At 70.2% G+C, this 19197-nt stretch carries 18 protein-coding genes and 1 rRNA gene; 10 read left to right on the top strand and 9 right to left on the bottom strand.

The window, feature by feature from the left end:
- Nucleotides 1–89: 89 nt before the first annotated feature.
- Both serB and ACFULQ_RS43550 read right to left on the bottom strand, forming a co-directional pair.
- Nucleotides 90–1304, bottom strand: a complete 1215-nt coding sequence (gene serB / locus ACFULQ_RS43555) for a phosphoserine phosphatase SerB (protein ID WP_383555757.1) — start codon at nucleotides 1302–1304, stop codon at nucleotides 90–92.
- A gap of 157 nt (nucleotides 1305–1461) precedes the next feature.
- Nucleotides 1462–3636: a streptophobe family protein gene (locus ACFULQ_RS43550; protein WP_383555755.1), complete on the bottom strand. Its 2175-nt coding sequence runs from the start codon at nucleotides 3634–3636 to the stop codon at nucleotides 1462–1464.
- Between the two features lie 240 nt (nucleotides 3637–3876).
- Here ACFULQ_RS43550 and ACFULQ_RS43545 point away from each other — a divergent pair, with 240 nt between their 5' ends.
- Nucleotides 3877–6498, top strand: coding sequence for an FHA domain-containing protein (locus ACFULQ_RS43545; RefSeq protein ID WP_383555753.1), 2622 nt, complete (start codon nucleotides 3877–3879; stop codon nucleotides 6496–6498).
- 77 nt (nucleotides 6499–6575) lie between these two features.
- Here the strand turns inward: ACFULQ_RS43545 and ACFULQ_RS43540 are convergent, their stop codons facing one another.
- From ACFULQ_RS43540 to ACFULQ_RS43530, 3 genes are all read right to left on the bottom strand, one after another.
- Complete coding sequence (locus tag ACFULQ_RS43540) at nucleotides 6576–7325, bottom strand: transglycosylase SLT domain-containing protein (RefSeq protein WP_383555751.1); 750 nt, start codon at nucleotides 7323–7325, stop codon at nucleotides 6576–6578.
- A 299-nt stretch (nucleotides 7326–7624) separates the two neighbouring features.
- On the bottom strand, nucleotides 7625–8701 hold the full coding sequence (locus ACFULQ_RS43535) for an S-adenosylmethionine:tRNA ribosyltransferase-isomerase (protein ID WP_383555748.1): 1077 nt from the start codon (nucleotides 8699–8701) through the stop codon (nucleotides 7625–7627).
- Nucleotides 8698–9393, bottom strand: coding sequence for an SDR family NAD(P)-dependent oxidoreductase (locus tag ACFULQ_RS43530; RefSeq protein WP_383555759.1), 696 nt, complete (start codon nucleotides 9391–9393; stop codon nucleotides 8698–8700). The genes ACFULQ_RS43535 and ACFULQ_RS43530 overlap by 4 nt, the downstream gene beginning before the upstream one ends.
- A gap of 186 nt (nucleotides 9394–9579) precedes the next feature.
- Between ACFULQ_RS43530 and ACFULQ_RS43525 the strand changes: the two genes are divergently transcribed.
- The 4 genes from ACFULQ_RS43525 (at nucleotide 9580) to ACFULQ_RS43510 (ending at nucleotide 12221) form a co-directional block, all read left to right on the top strand.
- Nucleotides 9580–10749 (top strand): GAF domain-containing protein, encoded by a 1170-nt coding sequence (locus ACFULQ_RS43525; RefSeq protein WP_383555745.1) that lies wholly within the window; start codon nucleotides 9580–9582, stop codon nucleotides 10747–10749.
- Entirely contained in the window at nucleotides 10742–11383 is a 642-nt protein-coding gene (locus tag ACFULQ_RS43520; RefSeq protein WP_383555743.1) for a response regulator, read from the top strand. The genes ACFULQ_RS43525 and ACFULQ_RS43520 overlap by 8 nt, the downstream gene beginning before the upstream one ends.
- A gap of 157 nt (nucleotides 11384–11540) precedes the next feature.
- Entirely contained in the window at nucleotides 11541–11786 is a 246-nt protein-coding gene (gene chpE / locus ACFULQ_RS43515; protein ID WP_356468438.1) for a chaplin ChpE, read from the top strand.
- Nucleotides 11787–11981: 195 nt separating this feature from the next.
- Nucleotides 11982–12221, top strand: coding sequence for a chaplin family protein (locus ACFULQ_RS43510; protein ID WP_383555739.1), 240 nt, complete (start codon nucleotides 11982–11984; stop codon nucleotides 12219–12221).
- A gap of 151 nt (nucleotides 12222–12372) precedes the next feature.
- Here ACFULQ_RS43510 and ACFULQ_RS43505 read toward each other — a convergent pair whose 3' ends face one another.
- Nucleotides 12373–13161 (bottom strand): hypothetical protein, encoded by a 789-nt coding sequence (locus ACFULQ_RS43505; RefSeq protein WP_383555736.1) that lies wholly within the window; start codon nucleotides 13159–13161, stop codon nucleotides 12373–12375.
- A gap of 139 nt (nucleotides 13162–13300) precedes the next feature.
- Here ACFULQ_RS43505 and ACFULQ_RS43500 point away from each other — a divergent pair, with 139 nt between their 5' ends.
- The 3 genes from ACFULQ_RS43500 (at nucleotide 13301) to ACFULQ_RS43490 (ending at nucleotide 15693) form a co-directional block, all read left to right on the top strand.
- The gene (locus ACFULQ_RS43500) at nucleotides 13301–14098 is read left to right on the top strand and encodes an ABC transporter ATP-binding protein (RefSeq protein ID WP_383555734.1); all 798 of its coding nucleotides are present in this window, start codon (nucleotides 13301–13303) and stop codon (nucleotides 14096–14098) included.
- A gap of 94 nt (nucleotides 14099–14192) precedes the next feature.
- Nucleotides 14193–14624: an NfeD family protein gene (locus ACFULQ_RS43495; RefSeq protein WP_383555732.1), complete on the top strand. Its 432-nt coding sequence runs from the start codon at nucleotides 14193–14195 to the stop codon at nucleotides 14622–14624.
- Between the two features lie 130 nt (nucleotides 14625–14754).
- Nucleotides 14755–15693 carry an SPFH domain-containing protein gene (locus ACFULQ_RS43490; protein WP_383555729.1) on the top strand — a complete coding sequence of 313 codons (939 nt, stop codon included), beginning with the start codon at nucleotides 14755–14757 and terminating at the stop codon, nucleotides 15691–15693.
- Between the two features lie 120 nt (nucleotides 15694–15813).
- Here ACFULQ_RS43490 and ACFULQ_RS43485 read toward each other — a convergent pair whose 3' ends face one another.
- The 3 genes from ACFULQ_RS43485 to ACFULQ_RS43475 all read right to left on the bottom strand — a co-directional run bounded on the left by ACFULQ_RS43485 (nucleotide 15814) and on the right by ACFULQ_RS43475 (nucleotide 17837).
- Nucleotides 15814–16320, bottom strand: a complete 507-nt coding sequence (locus ACFULQ_RS43485; RefSeq protein ID WP_020140694.1) for an HNH endonuclease — start codon at nucleotides 16318–16320, stop codon at nucleotides 15814–15816.
- 151 nt (nucleotides 16321–16471) lie between these two features.
- Entirely contained in the window at nucleotides 16472–17011 is a 540-nt protein-coding gene (locus tag ACFULQ_RS43480) for a YbhB/YbcL family Raf kinase inhibitor-like protein (RefSeq protein WP_383555726.1), read from the bottom strand.
- 43 nt (nucleotides 17012–17054) lie between these two features.
- The gene (locus ACFULQ_RS43475; RefSeq protein ID WP_383555723.1) at nucleotides 17055–17837 is read right to left on the bottom strand and encodes a sporulation protein; all 783 of its coding nucleotides are present in this window, start codon (nucleotides 17835–17837) and stop codon (nucleotides 17055–17057) included.
- Between the two features lie 141 nt (nucleotides 17838–17978).
- Here ACFULQ_RS43475 and ACFULQ_RS43470 point away from each other — a divergent pair, with 141 nt between their 5' ends.
- Together ACFULQ_RS43470 and ACFULQ_RS43465 are read left to right on the top strand one after the other, a co-directional pair.
- Complete coding sequence (locus ACFULQ_RS43470; protein WP_383555720.1) at nucleotides 17979–18620, top strand: DNA-3-methyladenine glycosylase; 642 nt, start codon at nucleotides 17979–17981, stop codon at nucleotides 18618–18620.
- Nucleotides 18621–19110: 490 nt separating this feature from the next.
- Nucleotides 19111–19197 (top strand): 16S ribosomal RNA (locus ACFULQ_RS43465); the annotation flags it as partial.

Here is a 19197-nt window from a genome sequence, read left to right as displayed (position 1 = left end):
GCACCGCGAAGGTGCCGGGCCACTGTCTGTCCGCCGGGGCGGCACCGAGCTGCCTCCCGTGCGCCGGGCTCGGTCCCGTCCGCCGGGTTTCAGTCCTCCACGTGCGCGTCCGCCGCCTCGACCTCTTCGCGGGTGACGCCCAGCAGGTACAGCACCGTGTCCAGGAAGGGCACGTTCACCGCGGTGTGCGCGGCCTCCCGCACCACCGGCTTGGCGTTGAAGGCGACGCCGAGCCCGGCCGCGTTCAGCATGTCCAGGTCATTGGCGCCGTCGCCGATCGCCACCGTCTGGGACAGCGGCACCCCCGCCTCCGCGGCGAACCGGCGCAGCAGCCGCGCCTTGCCCGCGCGGTCCACGATCTCCCCGGTCACCCTGCCGGTGAGCTTCCCGTCGACGATCTCCAGCGTGTTCGCCTGAGCGAAGTCGAGCCCCAGCCGGTCCTTCAGGTCATCGGTCACCTGGGTGAACCCGCCCGAGACCACACCGACTTGGAAGCCGAGCCGCTTCAGCGTCCGGATGAGGGTGCGCGCGCCCGGCGTCAGCCGGACCTCGCTGCGCACCTTGTCCACGACCGAGGCGTCCAGCCCCTCCAACAGCGCCACACGCGCGTGCAGCGACTGCTCGAAGTCCAGCTCGCCGCGCATCGCGGCCTCGGTCACCTCGGCGACCTTGTCCTCGCAGCCGGCGTGCGCGGCGAAGAGCTCGATCACCTCGTCCTGGATGAGCGTCGAATCCACGTCCATCACGACCAGCCGCTGGGCCCGGCGGTGCAGACCGGCGGCGACGACGGCCACGTCCACGCCGAGCTTGCCGGCGTCCGTCACCAGGGCGGTGCGCAGCGGCTCGGTCTCCACGCCGGACACCGCGAACTCGACGGCCGTGACCGGGTACTTGGCCAGCCGGAAGATACGGTCGATGTTGCCGCCCGCCTTGGCGATCTTCGCGGCGATCGCCGCGGTGGCCTCCGCGGTGAGCGGGTGACCGAGCACGGTGACCAGGGAACGTCCCAGGCCGCGTGGCCGGTTGTCGCCGAGACCGGAGATGATCTCCGCCTGCATCTTGATCGACTCCGCCCAGCTGTGGACGGTCGCCCGCAGATCGCCCTCCTGCGGGCGCGGCGGCGCGGTCACGAGCGCGCACAGCACCATTCGGCCACGGGTGACGACCTGCTCGATGTCGACCACGTCGACCGAGTAGGCGGCGAGGGTGTCGAAGAGGCCGGCCGTGATGCCCGGCCTGTCCTTCCCGAAGATCTTGACGAGAAGGGTGGGGACGTCGGGAGACGAGGTCTGCGAAGCGCTCATGGTGTTCCCACCGTATCCGGCACCCAGTGCCTCCTGCTCCCGCGGTCCGTCTGACGGACACGGAACAGTGGGTGTCGGGCGAGTGGCGGACTCCTTACGCGCCGGACACGTCCGGGCTGTCGAGAGCCGGGCGCGGCCTGTCGTGGCCGGTGCCGAATCAGCGCCGTCCCTTCGGCTTCCCGGGCGGTGGCGGCGGGGGAGGAGGCGGCGGTGGTGGCGGCTGCTGCCGTCCCTCCTCGCCACCGGAGCCGCCGGAGCCGCCGGAGCCGCGTCGGCCGCCGGGGCGCGGCCGGGGAGGCCGCTGGGGTGAACGAGGGGGCGGGTCGATCGCACCGGCCACCGTGGGAGCGCCGTAGACGTTCCCGGGCCTCGGCGGCGAGTCACCGTGGCGCTCCCGCTCGTCCGAGGGCCGTGAGCTCTCCGAGCCGCCGCCGCCCTCCGACGACGCCGAGCTCTCTCCCTGCCGATACCACCCACTCGGCGCCCCCGGCCTCCCACGCCCCTGCTCTCCTCGACGATCCTGCGCGTCCTCCGGCCCTCTCAACTCCTCCGGCACCCGCAGATAGGGGTTCGTCGCCGCATTCGGAGGCCGATACGACGCACCGGGCACGTACGGCCCCGCCTCACCGCGGTGGGGCTCGGCCCCGCCGCGGTACGGCTCGGATCCACCCTCGTACAACCTCGCCGTACTGTCGTCATAAGGGCCGGCCCCACCCCCGTGACCCCCACCCACGTACCGCGGATCCCCGCCGCCCCCCGCCCGGAGCCCGTCCGCCGCGCTCACGTCACGCAGTGCCAGCGCAGCTGCCCGCGACCCCGCCGCACCCGTCGCCCGGGCCAGCAACGCCCCCGCCGCTCCCGCCGCCGCGCCCCACACCGCCCCGAGCAGCACCGCCATTCCGAGTTGCCCCCGCAACGCCACCCCGGCGCCGAACGCGTCGAACCCCAGGACCGACAGCGAGGCATCCACCGACACCTCCGTCAGCCAGGCGAGCAACGGCAACGCCAACGCGGTGGCGATCCCCAACCGCACCGCACACCGCCCGGCAAACCCAAGCGGCCCCGGATCCCGTACAGCCCCCACTCCACCCGGCACACCGGCTCCACCCCCAGGCCCCCCCGCGGCCCGCACCGCACCGGCCTCGCCCCCGGGGCCCCCGGCCGCCCACACCGCCTCGGCTCCGCCCCCAGGCCCCCCGGCCGCCCCCACAACCCCGGCCCCCCGAACCCCCACCGGCGTCCGCGCAGCCGTAAGCACCCCCGCCAGCAGCATCATCAGCGCCGCCCCCACCCCCAGCAGCCACACCCGCCCGTCCAGCTCCGCCAAGCGCCCCAGCGTCACCGACTGGTCGGAGTCCGAGGTGAGCAGTCGGTCCAGGGGGTCCGGGAGGAAGTTCGTGAGGACGCCCGTCGCGCGGCCGTCGAAGGGGACGAACAGGCCGATCGGGATGCCCAGCCAGACCCCGTTCGGCGCCCCGAGCAGCGCCGCGCCCGCGATCCGCTTGGGGTGGTCGTCGCCGATCGCCGCGTACACCGCCGCCGAGAGCCCCGCGGCCACCGCGACCAGCAGCACCGTCACCAGCGCGGACACGGCCGGCCGTACGACCCGGTGCACGGACTCCCAGCCGCGCGGCAGCGGTGCGCGGCGGGACGCCAGCAGCGCGATCAGCAGGATCCCGGCAGCCCAGCCCAGCCCCCCGAGCAGCGTCGGCGCGGTGTCCACCGTGAAGCCGACCGCGGCCTTCGCGTCGATGAGGTTGCCGAGCTGGTCGGGCAGCAGCCCGCCGACGTCACCGACGTCACCCAGCCCGGGGATGTCGAGACCTCCGCCCGCCCCGGGCAGCTTGTCGAGCCCCAGCGAGCCCCCGTCGATCGTGATGACGTCGTGTCCCGCCCAGGCCAGCCCGCCCAGCATCGCCACGAACAGCGCGACCACGGAACCCGCGCGGGCCAGGAGCTCGGAGGGTGCGATCACCGCTCCGGCCCCCCGCAGGGACCGTAGGAAGAACCAGGACAGAAGCACCGCGCCGACCAGGCTGACGCCCAGTGGCGTGATCTCGATCGCGGTCGCCGCCTGCGCCCCCGTCAATCCGAAGGCGGACACGTCCCCGGAGGGCGTCACCGAACCGCCCGCCGCGAGAGCCACCACCGCCGCGGTCATCGGGCCCAGCGAGGCCGCGGAATCGGCCTCCAGCAGATGCAGTCCGAGCGCGGCCGTACCGGCCATCCCGATCAACGCCCAGCTCACGGACGCTATGGCGGACAGCAGGATGTCCCCCCACGGCATTCGCACGCCGTGCGCAGCGCTCTCGACGTTCCTGGACGCACCCATGGCAGACCCCCCGATCCGCGGCACGGCCGAGACCGCGCTTGTCCCCCTCGCGGAGGATTACCCACTCTCCGGGTCGGTTTCAACCCCGTCAACGGAACCGGCCGAAGCGCGCGAACGTGGTCTTCTCGGGGCCCACCTTTCGGTCAAGGGGCGGATCCTGAAATAGTTCCCGACGATGTTCGACATCCCTACACTCCCTGTGACGGGGGCAATTCGGGGGACTACTCAGTGGGGCTTGGCGTGCCGGAACTCGTACTGGAAGCGAATGGACGCACTTGGACGCTGGATCCGTCCCGGGCGTACAGCCTGGGGCGTGATCCACAGGGCGACATCGTGTTCGACGACGCCAGGGTGTCCTGGCGTCACGCCACGATCACCTGGAACGGGCACGGCTGGTTCCTCGAGGACCACGGCAGCACCAACGGCACGTTCCTGCACGGGCAGCGGATCCACCGGTCGGAGCTCGGCCCCGGCTCGGCGGTCCACCTCGGCAACGCGAACGACGGCCCGCTGCTGAGCCTCACCGGCACCGCGGCCCCGGCCGCACAGCCCCAGCGGCAGCCGTACGCCGCACAGAGCGCGAACCCGGCCTGGGCCCAGCAGACACCCCAGCAACCGGCCGCACAGCAGACTCCGCACCAAGCTCCTCAGCAGGCCGTTCACCAGGCCCCTCAGCAGGCCGCCCACCAGGCCCCTCACCAGCAGCCCCCGCAGCAGGCCGCGAAGTCCGGCTGGCCCCAGGCCCAGCGACCGGAGCACGCGCACCAGCCGCAGCGGATCCCGCAGCAGCAGGGCCCGGGCGGCGGCGTCGGCGCCGATGCGCCGCCCGTCTACGGCGACCGCAGCCCGACCACGTTCCACCAGTTCACCATCGGCCGCATCATGCGCATCGGCCGCGCCCTGGAGAACGACCTGGTCGTCTCCGACCTGCAGGTCTCCCGCCACCACGCCGAGTTCCACTCGATGCCCGACGGCCGCATGGAGATCCGCGACCTCGGCTCGCACAACGGCACGTACGTCAACGGCCAGCCGATCCCCAAGGGCGGCTCGCTGCTGCTCGGCGCCGCGGACATCGTCGGGGTCGGCCACTCCACGTTCCGGATCGTCGGGGACCGGCTGGAGGAGTTCGTCGACACCGGCGAGGTCTCCTTCTCCGCCCGCCACCTCACGGTCACGGTCGACGGCGGCAAGCAGATCCTCAAGGACGTGTCCTTCGGTGTGCCGGAGAAGTCCCTGATCGCGGTCATCGGACCCTCCGGTTCCGGCAAGTCCACCCTGCTCAAGGCGCTGACCGGCTACCGGCCCGCCGACCAGGGCGACGTCCTCTACGACAACCGCAACCTCTACAAGCAGTTCGCCGAGCTGCGCCAGCGCATCGGTCTGGTCCCGCAGGACGACATCCTGCACAAGGAGCTGACCGTCAAGAAGGCACTGAAGTACGCGGCCAAACTCCGCTTCCCCGCCGACACCACCGGCGAGGAGCGCGAGAACCGCATAGACGAGGTGCTGCGCGAGCTGAAGCTCGACATCCACAAGGAGAAGAAGGTCACCGCCCTCTCCGGCGGCCAGCGCAAGCGCGTCTCGGTGGCCCTGGAGCTGCTCACCAAGCCGTCCCTGATCTTCCTGGACGAGCCGACCTCAGGCCTCGACCCGGGCATGGACCGCGATGTCATGCAGCTGCTGCGCGGCCTCGCCGACGACGGCCGCACGGTCCTCGTCGTGACCCACTCCGTCGCCGAGCTCGCCCTGTGCGACAAGCTCCTGGTGATGGCCCCGGGCGGATCGGTCGCCTACTTCGGGCCGCCCGAGGAGGCCCTGAACTTCTTCGGGTACGACACCTGGGCCGACGTCTTCTCCGCCTTCGAGAACTACCGCGACTACGACTGGGCCGGACGCTGGAAGGGCTCGCAGCACTACCAGATGTACGCCGCGGACATAGACGCCGTAGCTCCGCAATCCGTACAGATGCCTCCGATGCAAGGCATGAAGCCGCCGAAGCCGCAGCGCTGGACGGGCCAGTTCGGCACCCTCGTGCGCCGCTATGTCTCGGTCATCGCGTCCGACAAGGGCTTTCTGGCCCTGACGGTGATCCTGCCGCTCGTCCTCGGCTCGGTGAGCCTGCTCATCGACTTCGGCGACAACCTCCTGCCCAAGCCGATCGACCCCAGGACCAAGCTTCCCGAGCCGAACAGCACGGCCACCACCGTCCTGCTGATCCTCGCGGTCGGCGCCTGCTTCGCCGGCGCGGCCAACTCCGTCCGTGAGCTGATCAAGGAACGGGTGATCTACGAGCGGGAGCGCGCCACCGGCCTGTCCCGCTCGGCGTACCTGATGTCCAAGGTGGTCGTCCTGGGCGTGATCACCATCCTGCAGGGGCTGATGGTCGGCCTCATCGGCTTCGCCAGCCGCGGACTGCCGAAGGAGGGGCTGGTCCTCGGCAACGCCACCCTCGCCGAACTGTGCCTGCCGATCATGGGGCTCGGGTTCACCTCGATGATGTTCGGGCTGATCATCTCCGCACTGGTGAAGACGTCCGAGAAGACCATGCCGCTGCTGGTCATGTTCGCGATCGTCCAGGTCGTCTTCACCGGCTGCCTGTTCACCCTGCACGGCACCCTCGGCGTCAACGAACTCTCGTACCTGATGCCGTCCCGCTGGGCGGTCGCCGCCGCGGGCGCCACCCTGGACTTCAACAAGGTCAACCCGCCCGTGAAACCGGGCGACACGACCGACCCGCTGTGGGATCACGCGGTCAGCACCTGGGGCCTCAACATGATCGCCCTCATCGCCATCGGCGTCGTCTGCGGCTTCCTCGTCTCCCGCTTCCTGCGCCGCCACGAGCCCGAGGTCATGCGCAAGTAGCCGGTCTCCTACGACGGCGAAGGGCGGCCCCCAGCACGGGGAGCCGCCCTTCTCGCGTACGAGAGGTCCGCGCGACCTCAGTACGCGCTGTTGACGTTGTCGATCGAGCCGTACCGGTGGAAGGCGTAGTTGGCGGAGGCGGTGATGTTCGCGACCGGGTCGTACTGGCTCCAGGCCGTACCGGGGACGTGGTAGGCGTTGAAGGTCGGCTTGATGATCTGGAGGAGACCGATCGACGGCGTGCCGTTGATGGCGTTGATGTCCCAGTTGTTGATCGCGTTCGGGTTGCCCGAGGACTCCCGGATGATGTTGCGGTACAGGCCGTTGTAGGTGCCCGGGATGCCCTTGGACTTCATGATGTCCAGGGACTCCTTGATCCAGCCGTCCAGGTTGTTGGCGTAGGACTTGCGCACGGCGGCCTTCAGCTTGGCGCGCTGCGCGGACCGGCTCGCGGCCTTGGCCTTGCGGGCCTTCTCGGCCTTCTTCTTGGCGGCGGCCTTCTTGGCGGCGGCAGCGGCGGCCGCCTTCTTCTTCGCGGCGGCCTTGGCCTTCGCCTCCGCCTTGGCCTTCGCCGCGGCGGCCTGCCCCTGGAGGCTCTTGGCGGCGAGCTGCTCGCTGACGTCCGCCCGCAGGCCCTGGAGCTGCTCGGAGGAGTACTTCACCGGGGCCGAGGAGACGGCGGCCTCGGAGGTGGTGGTCTCGGCGTTGCCCGGCACCGCGCTGAGCGCCACGGCGGCGGCGCCGAGCGTGGCGACACCGGCGATGGCGATCTTGTGGTGCCTGGTGAGCGTGCGACTACGACCACGAGTGAAGGTGTTCTTGAGCATGCGGGATGGACCTCTTCGAATAGCGCGGAGGTCGCTCGCTGTCCGGCGGGGGACACGGGTGCTTCCGGCACAAACGCCGCGGGGGGAACCCGCGGCGCTGAGCGACGAGAGCCATTCTTAGCGGCCGCAAAATGACCGGGCAAAGGTGTGACGTACGATCCTCGATAGTGGAGCCCAGGAGGGCAAAACGGGACAGACTAGAACGTCTGCCCCGTTCATGCGGGAAGCCTTTGTCTCCTATTTCTCTTCGTACGTGATCTGCGCCCTATGTGCGGGCTCACACCGCACGTACAGCCGTCTCACCGGCAGTTGCTGAAGCAATGCTCAGCGTGAGGATCCTCCGCGGGCAGGAGGAGATGCACGTCCCCGAACTCGTGCCACAGGTAGCGCCCGCGCAGCGCCTCCTCGTACCCGCGGTCGATCGCCGCCCGCCCCGCCACCGCCTCCAGCATCAGCAGATGCGAGGCCTCCGGCTCGTGCAGCCCGGTCAGCAGCCCGTCCACCACCCGCACCCCGCGCTCCGGCGTCACGACGAGATCCGTCCACCCTTCACGCGCGCGTACGACGCCGTCGGTCCCGGCCGCCGACTCCACGGCCCGTACGGCCGTCGTGCCCACGGCGAGGACCCTGCCGTCCCCGGCCTTCACCGCGTTGATCGCCCGCGCGGAGTCCTCCGACACCGAGAACCGCTCCGGATACGGCGGCTCGTGCGCCTCCGCCGAGGCCACCCCGGTGTGCAGCGTGACGGGCGCGAACCGCACCCCCCGGCTCACCAGCTCCGCCACCATCCGCGCGGTGAAGGGCCGCGCCGCACTGGGCATCTCCGCACTGCCCGACCCGTCCGGCGACGGCAGCGCGAACACCGTCTGGTAGACGGACAACGGCTGGTCCCGCTCGGTGTAGGAGTAACGGATGGGCCGCCCGTGCTCCCGCAGCAGCCTCAGAACCTCCCCACCAGACACCCGGGCCCACCACAGCCGCTCGCTCACCGTCTCCTCCAGAACCAGCCGCAGCCCCCCGGGCAGCCACACCTCCGTCCCCGCGGGCCCGCCCGCACGCGCACGCGTGGTGCCCCTCCCGTCGGGCTCCCGCAGCTCGACCGCCCACCGCCCGTCGTCCCCGCGCGTGGAGAAGTGCACCACCACACGCGTGTGCCCGATCCGCCCGTCGACGGCCGCGGCCAGCGTGGCGGAGGTGTTCACGACGAGCAGGTCCCCGGCCCGCAGCAGCCGCGGAAGCTCCGCGAAGGCGTGGTGCGACACCTCGGTGCCCCGCGACACCAGCAGCCGTACGGCGTCCCGGTCCAGCCCCGGCCCGCGCTGCTCGGCGGGCACCCGCGCCGACAGCTCCGCCGGCACGCGCACGGCGACCGTCATCGCCCCTCCAGCAGCGCCGGAGCCGCGTACCGCCCGCTCGCCGGCCGCTCGTCCAGCAACCGCAGGAAAGCCGGCACGACACTGCCCGGCTCCGGCCGCGGGTCCTTGTCGTCCGGTACGGCCGCCGCGTACAGGTCGGTCGCCATGTCCCCCGGATCGACGGCCCACACCCGCAGCCCCGGCTCCTCCTCGCCCAGCACCGCCGCGAGGAGGTCCAGGGCGGCCTTGGACGCCCCGTAGCCGCCCCACGTCTCGTACGCCTCGGCGGCGGCGTCCGAACTGACCGCGATCACCGCGCCGGCCCCCGACGCCCGCAGCAGCGGCAGCGCCTCCTGGACCAGGCCCAGCGCGGCCACGACGTTGACCTCCAGCGCGTGGCGCAGCCCGTCCAGGGGCAGACCCTCCAGCCGGACCAGCGGCTCGGCGCCCAGCGCGCTCGCGTTGTGCACCAGCAGATCGACACCGCCGAGCTTCCAGGCCGCGGCCACCAGCCCGGAGCGGTGAGCCGGGTCGGTGACGTCCCCGGGCAGGGCCGTCACCCGGGCCCCGTGCGCGCCGAGCGCGCCCGCCGTCTCTGCCAGGACCTCCTCCGTCCTGGCGTCGAGCACCAGGTCCCAGCCCCGCGCGGCCAGCGCCTCGGCGAGCGCCCGCCCGAGGCCCTTCGAGGCCCCCGTGATGATCCCCACCGGCATGACATCCGTCCCCTCGTCCCGCACGCCTCCTGATCGGCGTGCCCCCAACCTAGGAACGGCTCCGGCCCGGCCGCCTCGGACGCGGGCCGCAGAGCGGAGCGGCCCTTCGCCCTAGGTCCGTCGCCCTAGTCGGGCGCGGTCACAGGTCCGATCCGCGCTGTCACACCCCGCCCGTACGCTGAGGGCATGAGCCAAGGTCCCCGGTCCGGCCTCGCCGCGGTGAGCTCCGCGCTGCTGGCCATGAGCAGGCATCTCGAGGTGCGCGACGTCCTCAAGACGATCGTCGCCTCGGCCCGAGAGCTGCTCGACGCCCAGTACGCGGCCCTCGGCGTCCCGGACGACCACGGCGGCTTCGCCCAGTTCGTGGTGGACGGCGTCAGCGACGAGCAGTGGAAGGCGATCGGCCCGCTCCCGCGCCAGCACGGCATCCTCGCCGCGATGCTGCACGAGGCCACGCCCGAGCGCCTCGCCGACGTCCGCAAGGACCCCCGCTTCGAGGGCTGGCCCTCCGCCCACCCCGACATGTCCGACTTCCTGGGCCTGCCGATCCGCGACGGCGACGAGGTGATCGGCGCGCTCTTCCTCGCCAACAAGCTGCGCCGTGTGGGGGGTCACCCTCCGTGCCCCAAGCCGGAGGGCAGTTGCGGCTTCACACAGGAGGACGAGGAGCTGCTCTCCATCCTCGCCCAGCACGCCGCGATCGCCCTCACCAACGCCCGCCTCTACGAACGCAGCCGCGAGCTGACCATCGCCGAGGAGCGCTCCCGGCTCGCCCACGAACTGCACGACGCGGTCAGCCAGAAGCTCTTCTCCCTGCGCCTGACCGCCCAGGCCGCCGCGGCCCTCGTCGACCGCGACCCGGTCCGCGCCAAGGGCGAACTCCAGCAGGTGGCCGCCCTCGCCGCCGAGGCCGCCGACGAACTGCGCGCCGCGGTCGTCGAGTTGCGCCCCGCGGCTCTGGACGAGGACGGCCTGACCGCCACCCTCCGCACCCAGATCCAGGTCCTGGACCGCGCCCACACCGCGCGCGTGACCTTCGCCGCCCGCAACTTCCGCGCACTGCCCGCCTCCCAGGAGGAGGCCATGCTCCGCGTCGCCCAGGAGGCCCTGCACAACGCGCTGCGGCACTCGGGCGCCGAGCACGTCGACGTGACCCTGGACCGGCGGGGCGGCGGAGCGGTTCTGCGCGTCACGGACGACGGCAGCGGCTTCGAGCCCAAGGCCATCCGCCGCGCGGGCCGCCACCTCGGCCTCGTCTCCATGCGGGACCGGACCAGCGGGGTCGGCGGCACCCTGACCGTGCAATCGGCGCCCGGCAAGGGCACCACGATCGAGATGGAGGTCCCCGGTGGCTGACGCGATCAAGGTCCTGCTCGTCGACGACCACCAGGTCGTCCGCCGGGGCCTGCGCACCTTCCTCGAAGTACAGGACGACATAGAGGTCGTGGGCGAGGCAGCCGACGGCGCCGAGGGCGTCGAGCGCGCGGAGGAACTGAAACCCGACGTCGTCCTCATGGACGTCAAGATGCCGGGCATGGACGGCATCGACGCCCTGCGCAGACTCCGCGAACTGGACAACCCCGCGCGCGTGCTGATCGTCACCAGCTTCACCGAACAGCGCACCGTGATCCCGGCCCTGCGCGCGGGAGCCGCCGGATACGTCTACAAGGACGTGGACCCCGACGCCCTCGCCGGCGCCATCCGCTCCGTCCACGCCGGCCACATCCTGCTCCAGCCCGAGGTCGCGGGCGCCCTGCTGTCCCAGGAGGAGAACAACTCCGGTCAGGGCAGAGGCGGTTCGCTCACCGAGCGGGAGCGCGAGGTGCTCGGACTGATCGCGGACGGCCGCTCCAACCGGGAGATCGCCCGCGCGCTGGTCCTCTCCGAGAAGACCGTCAAGACCCACGTCTCGAACATCCTGATGAAGCTCGACCTGGCGGACCGCACCCAGGCCGCGCTCTGGGCGGTACGTCACGGGATGGCCGGTTGATCCACGCGGTGGGCGGCAATACGGAGGGTTCCGCTCCGGAGTGAGATTCATACCGTCGTGGGAATGTCCCCCGGACGGCGCAACCTCCGTGGATCTCCGCCGTTCTCCAGTGCGTGCTGCGGCGACTGCCGCGGCAATCGCTAGGGAGGGCTCAGAAGTGAAGAACCTGAAGAAGGCAGCGGCCGTGACGATGGTGGCCGGCGGGCTGATCGCCGCCGGTGCCGGGATGGCCTCCGCCACCGACGGGGCGCACGCCGACGGCAAGGCCGTGGGCTCGCCCGGCGTCGTCTCGGGCAACCTCGTCCAGGCCCCGGTCCACGTCCCGGTGAACGCCGTGGGCAACAGCGTGAACGTCATCGGTGTGCTGAACCCGGCCTTCGGCAACCTCGGCATCAACCACTGACTGCCCGCCCCCAGAGGGCAGTGACCTCGGCCTCCCGGATGTTCCACGCGTCCGGGAGGCCGGTCCGCTTGTCGGGCGAATGGACCGAACGGGCAGTCCTGCACGGATTTCCGTACCGTCCCGCGTCCCCTCCACGTTGATCAGCTCACGACCCGCGGCCGGGTCGGACACGCGAACGCAGGAGGAACGCTTCCCATGAACATCGCCAAGAAGGCCGCCGTGGCCATCACCGTCGCCGGTATCGCCACGGGTGCCGCTGCCGGTGCCGCCGTCGCCGACGCGGGTGCCGACGGCGCGGCCGTGAAGTCGCCGGGCGTCGCCTCGGGCAACCTCGTCCAGGTCCCCGTCCACGTCCCGGTCAACGTGGTCGGCAACACCGCGAACCTGATCGCCCTGCTGAACCCGGCGTTCGGCAACGCCGGCGCGAACGACTGACGTCGGACCCGAACCAGGGGCCCCTCAAGTCAACGACGACTTGAGGGGCCCTTGGCGTTGGCTGCCCGCTCCCCAAAGAAGAGGTGGGTGCAGCCGACCCAGGGGCGCGGGGAACTGCGCGACCAGCCCCCGCCCAGCCGCACCCGCGAACTCACCGCACCCCCCGCTCCAACTCCTCCACATACGCGTTGTACGCAGCCACCTGTGCCCGACGCCCCGTCCGCTCCACCGGCCGCAGCGCCTCACCCCGCGCCCGCATCTCCGCGGAGCTCACCGCACCCCCATGTCCGTTCTCATAAGCCAGCGACACCAACAACCCCACCCGCTGAGCAAGCTCCAACACCCGCACAGCGCGCGGCGGATACCCCGGCGCCAGAACCTCCCGCCCCCGCTCCGCCCGAGCCCGGTACGCCGAGATCGCCGCCTCCGCCACCGGACCCGACCCCGCCACGTCCAGCCGCGACAACACCTCCGTCGCCTCCCGCAAGGCCTCCGCGAGCTCCCGCTCCGCCTCGCCCAGCGACGGCACGTCCGCCGGCGGAGCCTCCCGCACCGGCAGCACATGCCACACCACCTCGACATGGACATCACCCGAGGGCCCGGCCTCGTACACCTCGGGCACCAGACCCAGCGCGGCGCCGTAACAGATCACGGCCTCCTCCGCCTCCAGCGCCCGCGCATTGAACTCCGGCGGCCCGCTCAGCCCCAGCGGATGCCCCGGCGCGGGCAGCGCGACCCGCAGCCCGGTGACCCCGAGCGACCGCAGCCGCCCGAGCGCGAGGGTGAGACCGACCGCGGAAGCCTCCCCGGGCAGTCCCTCCACCCGGTGCACGGCATCGTCGCCGACGATCGCCAGTACGGCGTCGTCCGGCGAGACAAGTCCGGCCAAAAGGCCGTTTCCCCAAGCGGCAAGGCGTCCAGAGCGCGGTTCCGAGAACATGCCCCCAGCCTAAGGACCGGACCGATGGACCGGAGCGCGCGGCCGGTGGCGTAGATTTCATCGAGGGCTGCGCCCAAAAGCGCGCACGCGACAGCCGAGACGTCGACACCGTCACACTGCAAGGGGAGACAACGCGCTCATGAGCGATGTTCTGGAGCTTCAGGACGTATCCGTGGTCCGTGAGGACCGGGCTCTGGTGGACCAGGTCTCCTGGTCGGTCAAGGAGGGCGAGCGCTGGGTCATCCTCGGCCCCAACGGCGCCGGCAAGACCACGCTCCTGAACCTCGCGTCCAGCTACCTCTACCCCAGCAAGGGCACCGCCACCATCCTCGGCGAGACCCTCGGCAAGCCCGGCACCGACGTCTTCGAACTGCGCCCCCGCATCGGCATGGCCGGCATCGCCATGGCCGACAAGCTCCCCAAGCGCCAGACCGTCCTGGAGACCGTGCTGACGGCGGCGTACGGCATGACCGCGGGCTGGCAGGAGGAGTACGAGGACATCGACGAGCAGCGCGCGCGTGCCTTCCTCGACCGCCTCGGCATGAGCGACTACCTGGACCGCAAGTTCGGCACCCTCTCCGAGGGCGAGCGCAAGCGCACCCTCATCGCCCGCGCCCTGATGACCGACCCCGAACTGCTCCTCCTCGACGAGCCCGCCGCCGGCCTCGACCTCGGCGGCCGCGAGGATCTCGTACGACGCCTCGGCCGCCTCGCGCGCGACCCCATCGCCCCCTCGATGCTCATGGTCACCCACCATGTCGAGGAGATCGCCCCGGGCTTCACCCACGTCCTCATGATCCGCCAGGGCAGGGTGCTCGCTGCCGGCCCCCTGGAGCTCGAACTCACCTCTCGCAACCTCTCCCTCTGCTTCGGCCTCCCTCTCGTCGTCAAGCAGGTCGGCGAACGCTGGACCGCTCAGGGCCTCCCGCTGTCGTGATCAAGTGAAGTACCCGCAAAAACAAGGGTAAGAAGCCCCTCCCCGCGCCATCGCGCCCTGTCGGAGGCGGTACCCCCGGACCTACCATTGCCCCGTGAACGACATCGACGCATGGGTGTGGTGGCTCGTCGGCGCGGCAGCGCTCGGAATCCCGCTCGTGGTGACCGCGATGCCGGAATTCGGCATGCTCGCGGTCGGCGCCGTCGCGGCAGCGGTCGCGGCCGGCCTCGGCGGTGACGTCGTCGTCCAAGTGCTCGTCTTCGTCGTGGTCTCGGTGGCCCTCATCGCCGTCGTACGGCCCATCGCGGCCCGGCATTCCTCGCAGCGCCCCCAACTCGTCACGGGCGTGGACGCCTTGAAGGGCAAACAGGCCGTCGTCCTGGAGCGCGTCGACAGCGCGGGCGGCCGGATCAAGCTCGCCGGCGAGGTCTGGTCGGCCCGCGCCCTCGACACCGACCGGGCCTACGAACCAGGCCAGGAAGTGGATGTCGTGGACATCGAGGGAGCGACCGCGATCGTCATGTGACCTCGCAGGATGCAACTGAACCGAACGCACCACGAGTTGCACGACGGTCTGTCAGACTCGACCAGCAAGATCTTCAACAACCATAAGATCTTCCGAAAACGCCGAGGCGGAGAAGGGCACGGGGAGCACGATGGAACCGGTCATCATCGTCTTGATCATTCTGGTGGTGTTGGTCTTCATCGCCCTGATCAAGACGATCCAGGTCATCCCGCAGGCGAGCGCCGCCATCGTCGAGCGCTTCGGCCGCTACACGCGGACCCTCAACGCGGGCCTCAACATCGTGGTCCCGTTCATAGACACCATCCGCAACCGCATCGACCTGCGCGAACAGGTCGTGCCGTTCCCGCCGCAGCCGGTGATCACCCAGGACAACCTGGTCGTCAACATCGACACGGTCATCTACTACCAGGTGACCGACGCGCGGGCCGCGACCTACGAAGTCGCCAGCTACATCCAGGCGATCGAGCAGCTCACCGTCACCACGCTGCGCAACATCATCGGCGGCATGGACCTGGAGCGGACCCTGACCTCCCGCGAGGAGATCAACGCGGCCCTGCGCGGAGTCCTCGACGAAGCCACCGGCAAGTGGGGCATCCGCGTCAACCGCGTGGAGCTGAAGGCGATCGAGCCCCCGACCTCCATCCAGGACTCGATGGAGAAGCAGATGCGCGCCGACCGTGACAAGCGCGCCGCGATCCTCACCGCGGAAGGTACCCGCCAGGCCGCGATCCTGACCGCCGAGGGTGAGAAGCAGTCCCAGATCCTGCGCGCGGAAGGTGAGGCCAAGGCCGCGGCCCTGCGCGCGGAAGGCGAGGCCCAGGCCGTCCGCACGGTCTTCGAGGCCATCCACGCCGGTGACCCCGACCAGAAGCTCCTCTCCTACCAGTACCTCCAGATGCTCCCCAAGATCGCCGAAGGCGACGCCAACAAGCTCTGGATCGTCCCCAGCGAAATCGGCGACGCCCTCAAGGGCCTCTCCGGCGCCATGGGTAACTTCGGCGGCATGGGCGGCGGCTCGAACGGCGGCAACACAAGCACGGAACGCCGGGAGACCCCGAAGATCGACTGACGTACGACAAGGGGGCCGCCTTCTCGAGGAAGGCGGCCCTGACGCACCTAGGGGCGCGGGGAACTGCGCGACCAGCCACGACGAACCTGCAGCCGCCGACGAGCCGGTCCCCGCAGACGACTAGGCGGCCTCCCCGGCCAACCACTCCGGCAGCGCAGAGAAGTCCTCGTGGCCCAAGGACAGCAGCATCGCATCCGCCGGAGTCGGCTCGAACGGCTCCCGCAGCAACGGCATCCCCGCCTCCGCCGGAGTCCGGTTCGCCTTACGGTGGTTGTCCTCCGCGCAGGAGGCCACCGTATTCAGCCAAGTGTCCTGACCCCCCTGAGACCGCGGCACCACATGGTCCACAGTCGTCGCCCGCCGCCCGCAGTACGCGCACCTGTGCCGGTCACGCACCAGAACACCCCGCCGAGACCACGGGGCTTGTCTTCGGAAGGGCACCCGCACATACCTGCACAACCTGATCACCCGGGGCGCCGGTATGTCGACCGCGGCTCCGCGCATGCGCAGTTCGGGGTGGGACTGCTCGACGACGGCCTTGTCCTGAAGCACCAGAACGACGGCTCGATTCAACGTCACCGTCGACAGCGGCTCAAAGCTCGCGTTCAGTACCAGCGTCTCCCGCATGACCAGCCCACCTCCCGTGCGCACCGGCCCACCCCCTGGCGGGCTTGGGCTTGGATCAACTCTGGCCGGGCACGCCGAGATGGACAACGCAATAAAAGTGCCCGCCTCTGATCAATTCCAAGACCAGAGGCGGGCAAACGCTCGTTGAACGTCAGTCTTCGGCGGACACCTCGTACTCACCGATCAACTGGGCACGCGCGAGCGCGTGGAACCGCAGGTTGAAGCCCACAACGGCAGGCGATGCGTCGGAATCCGGCCCGAGCTTCTCCTGGTCCACCGCGTACACGGTGAAGACGTACCGGTGCGGTCCGTCCCCGGGCGGCGGAGCGGCCCCACCGAAGTCCTTCGACCCGTAGTCGTTCCGCGCCTGTACGGCACCCTCCGGCAGGCCCTCGAACTTCCCGCTGCCCGCACCCGCCGGCAACTCGGTCACGGAGGCGGGAATGTCGAACACGACCCAGTGCCAGAATCCGCTGCCCGTGGGAGCGTCGGGGTCGTAGCAGGTCACGGCGAAGCTCTTGGTCTCCGGCGGGAAACCCTCCCAGCGCAGCTGCGGAGAGGTGTTGCCGGCCGCGTGGACCTGAGCGTCCTTGAGCGTCGCCCCCTCGGCGACATCCTCACTCGTGACCGTGAACGACGGCACGGGCGGATGGAAGTCATGGGGGAGCGGTCGCCGCTTGAGCTCGGTCACCTCGGTACCTCCTGGTCGATCTGCGGAATCAGCAGTTCCGAGCCTAGAACCAGTTGCGCCTGCTGCCGACCTCGGACAGCCACTGGTTGAGATAGGCGGCCCAGTCCGTGCTCTGGTAGTCGTGCAGACCCACCTGGAAGGACCGGAAGGTGTCACTGCCCTCGCTGAACAGACCCGGCTTCTTGTCCATCTCCAGCACGACGTCCATCGCGTTGCCGTCCGCGACGAAGCTCAACTCGACCTGGTTGAGCCCGCGGTACTGCTGCGGCGGGAAGAACTCGATCTCCTGGTAGAACGGCAGCTGCTGCCGCGTCCCACGGATGTGACCGCGCTCCAGGTCAGCGTTCTTGAACCGGAAGCCCAGCTGCATGAACGCGTCCAGGATCGCCTTCTGCGCGGGCAGCGGGTGCACGTTGACCGGGTCGAGGTCACCGGAGTCCACGGCACGCGCGATCGCCAGCTCGGTCGTGACCCCGACGTTCATGCCACGCAGCGCCTGGCCGTCGATCATCGTGATCGGCGTCTCCCAGGGGATCTCCAGACCGAACGGCACCGCGTGCACCGCTTGCGCCTGAAGCGTGAAGGCACCGCCGAGCGAGACCTTGGTGAACTGGATGTCCTGCTTGTACTCCTGGTCGCCGCTCTCGACCTCGACCCTGGCCTGGAGCCCGACCGAGAGCCCCTCGATCTCCTGGTCCACGGACCCGCCCTGGATCCGCACCTCGCCCTGGACGACACCACCCGGGACGACGTTGACCTCGGTCAGCACCGTCTCCACCGAAGCCCCGCCGGCCCCCAGGCTCGCGAGCAGCTTCTTGAACGCCATGTCTCTCCTCTTAGAACGCGCGGATTCCTGATCCCTACAAACGCGATCCGGCCGTGGTCGGTTCCGCGCCATCACCCTGGCAAGCGGACGGACCCTTGACCACCCCTTGGCACACACCCGTCTGGACTACGCTCGTACGCCATGATCACGCCCCCGGACCGTACGCCACTGCCACGAGAGTTCTTCGACCGCCCCGTACTGGAGGTCGCCCCCGATCTCCTCGGCCGTCTCCTCGTCCGTACGACCCCGGACGGTCCGATCGTGCTCCGCCTCACAGAGGTAGAGGCCTACGACGGTCAGAACGACCCCGGCTCCCACGCCTATCGCGGCCGCACCGCCCGCAACGGCGTGATGTTCGGTCCGCCCGGTCATGTGTACGTCTACTTCACCTACGGCATGTGGTTCTGCATGAACCTGGTCTGCGGGGAGGAGGGCCGGGCGAGCGCCGTCCTGCTCCGGGCCGGCGAGATCCTCGAAGGCACGGAGCTGGCCCGCAAACGTCGACTCTCGGCCCGAAATGACAAAGAACTGGCCAAAGGACCGGCCCGCCTGGCCACGGCCCTGGGCGTGGACCGGGACCTGGACGGCACGGACGCCTGCGACCCGGGCGACACCCCACTGAGGGTGCTCACCGGCACCCCGGTCCCCTCCGACCAGGTACTCAACGGTCCGCGCACGGGAGTGGCCGGCGAAGGAGGCATCCACCCCTGGCGGTTCTGGGTCGCCGACGACCCGACGGTCAGCCCCTATCGGGCCCATGTCCCGAGGCGCCGCTCAAGTTGACTCGCTCTTGGAAGATGCGTAACGTAGCCCAAGCCGCTTGACCCGGGTACGGCAATCGCCAGCAGCCGGAAGCGGCCAAACCACTACCTACGACATCCCCTCGGCGGGGACGATTTCGGCGTGCCCGCATGCCCGAATTCGAACTCGCGGAACTCGATTATGAGTTGTGCGGGGAATGGGCTAACGTAGTGAATGTCGAAAGGCCCCGCCGACAGGGAATCAGGCCCGAAACGGTCTGATAGAGTCGGAAACGCAAGACCGAAGGGAAGCCCGGAGGAAAGCCCGAGAGGGTGAGTACAAAGGAAGCGTCCGTTCCTTGAGAACTCAACAGCGTGCCAAAAATCAACGCCAGATATGTTGATACCCCGTCTCCGGCCATTCGGCTGGGGCGAGGTTCCTTTGAAATAAACACAGCGAGGACGCTGTGAGCGACCGCCTTATTCCGGTGGTCGCTCCGCTCTCGTGGTGTCGACCGGATATCCGGTAAACATTCACGGAGAGTTTGATCCTGGCTCAGGACGAACGCTGGCGGCGTGCTTAACACATGCAAGTCGAACGATGAACCACTTCGGTGGGG

The sequence above is a fragment of the Streptomyces sp. NPDC057253 genome (assembly GCF_042669125.1).
Taxonomy (GTDB): domain Bacteria; phylum Actinomycetota; class Actinomycetes; order Streptomycetales; family Streptomycetaceae; genus Streptomyces.
This window is presented reverse-complemented; position numbering and strand designations above follow the sequence as displayed.

Bases quoted from the DNA above. Each gene is read 5' to 3' on its own strand.
- ACFULQ_RS43540 (WP_383555751.1), bottom strand. From the start codon at position 7,325: ATGCTCAAGAACACCTTCACTCGTGGTCGTAGTCGCACGCTCACCAGG.
- ACFULQ_RS43550 (WP_383555755.1), bottom strand. From the start codon at position 3,636: ATGGGTGCGTCCAGGAACGTCGAGAGCGCTGCGCACGGCGTGCGAATG.
- ACFULQ_RS43525 (WP_383555745.1), top strand. From the start codon at position 9,580: ATGAGCCAAGGTCCCCGGTCCGGCCTCGCCGCGGTGAGCTCCGCGCTG.
- ACFULQ_RS43470 (WP_383555720.1), top strand. From the start codon at position 17,979: ATGATCACGCCCCCGGACCGTACGCCACTGCCACGAGAGTTCTTCGAC.
- ACFULQ_RS43485 (WP_020140694.1), bottom strand. From the start codon at position 16,320: ATGCGGGAGACGCTGGTACTGAACGCGAGCTTTGAGCCGCTGTCGACG.
- serB (WP_383555757.1), bottom strand. From the start codon at position 1,304: ATGAGCGCTTCGCAGACCTCGTCTCCCGACGTCCCCACCCTTCTCGTC.
- ACFULQ_RS43505 (WP_383555736.1), bottom strand. From the start codon at position 13,161: ATGTTCTCGGAACCGCGCTCTGGACGCCTTGCCGCTTGGGGAAACGGC.
- ACFULQ_RS43530 (WP_383555759.1), bottom strand. From the start codon at position 9,393: ATGCCGGTGGGGATCATCACGGGGGCCTCGAAGGGCCTCGGGCGGGCG.
- ACFULQ_RS43500 (WP_383555734.1), top strand. From the start codon at position 13,301: ATGAGCGATGTTCTGGAGCTTCAGGACGTATCCGTGGTCCGTGAGGAC.
- ACFULQ_RS43475 (WP_383555723.1), bottom strand. From the start codon at position 17,837: ATGGCGTTCAAGAAGCTGCTCGCGAGCCTGGGGGCCGGCGGGGCTTCG.
- ACFULQ_RS43535 (WP_383555748.1), bottom strand. From the start codon at position 8,701: ATGACGGTCGCCGTGCGCGTGCCGGCGGAGCTGTCGGCGCGGGTGCCC.
- ACFULQ_RS43490 (WP_383555729.1), top strand. From the start codon at position 14,755: ATGGAACCGGTCATCATCGTCTTGATCATTCTGGTGGTGTTGGTCTTC.
- ACFULQ_RS43510 (WP_383555739.1), top strand. From the start codon at position 11,982: ATGAACATCGCCAAGAAGGCCGCCGTGGCCATCACCGTCGCCGGTATC.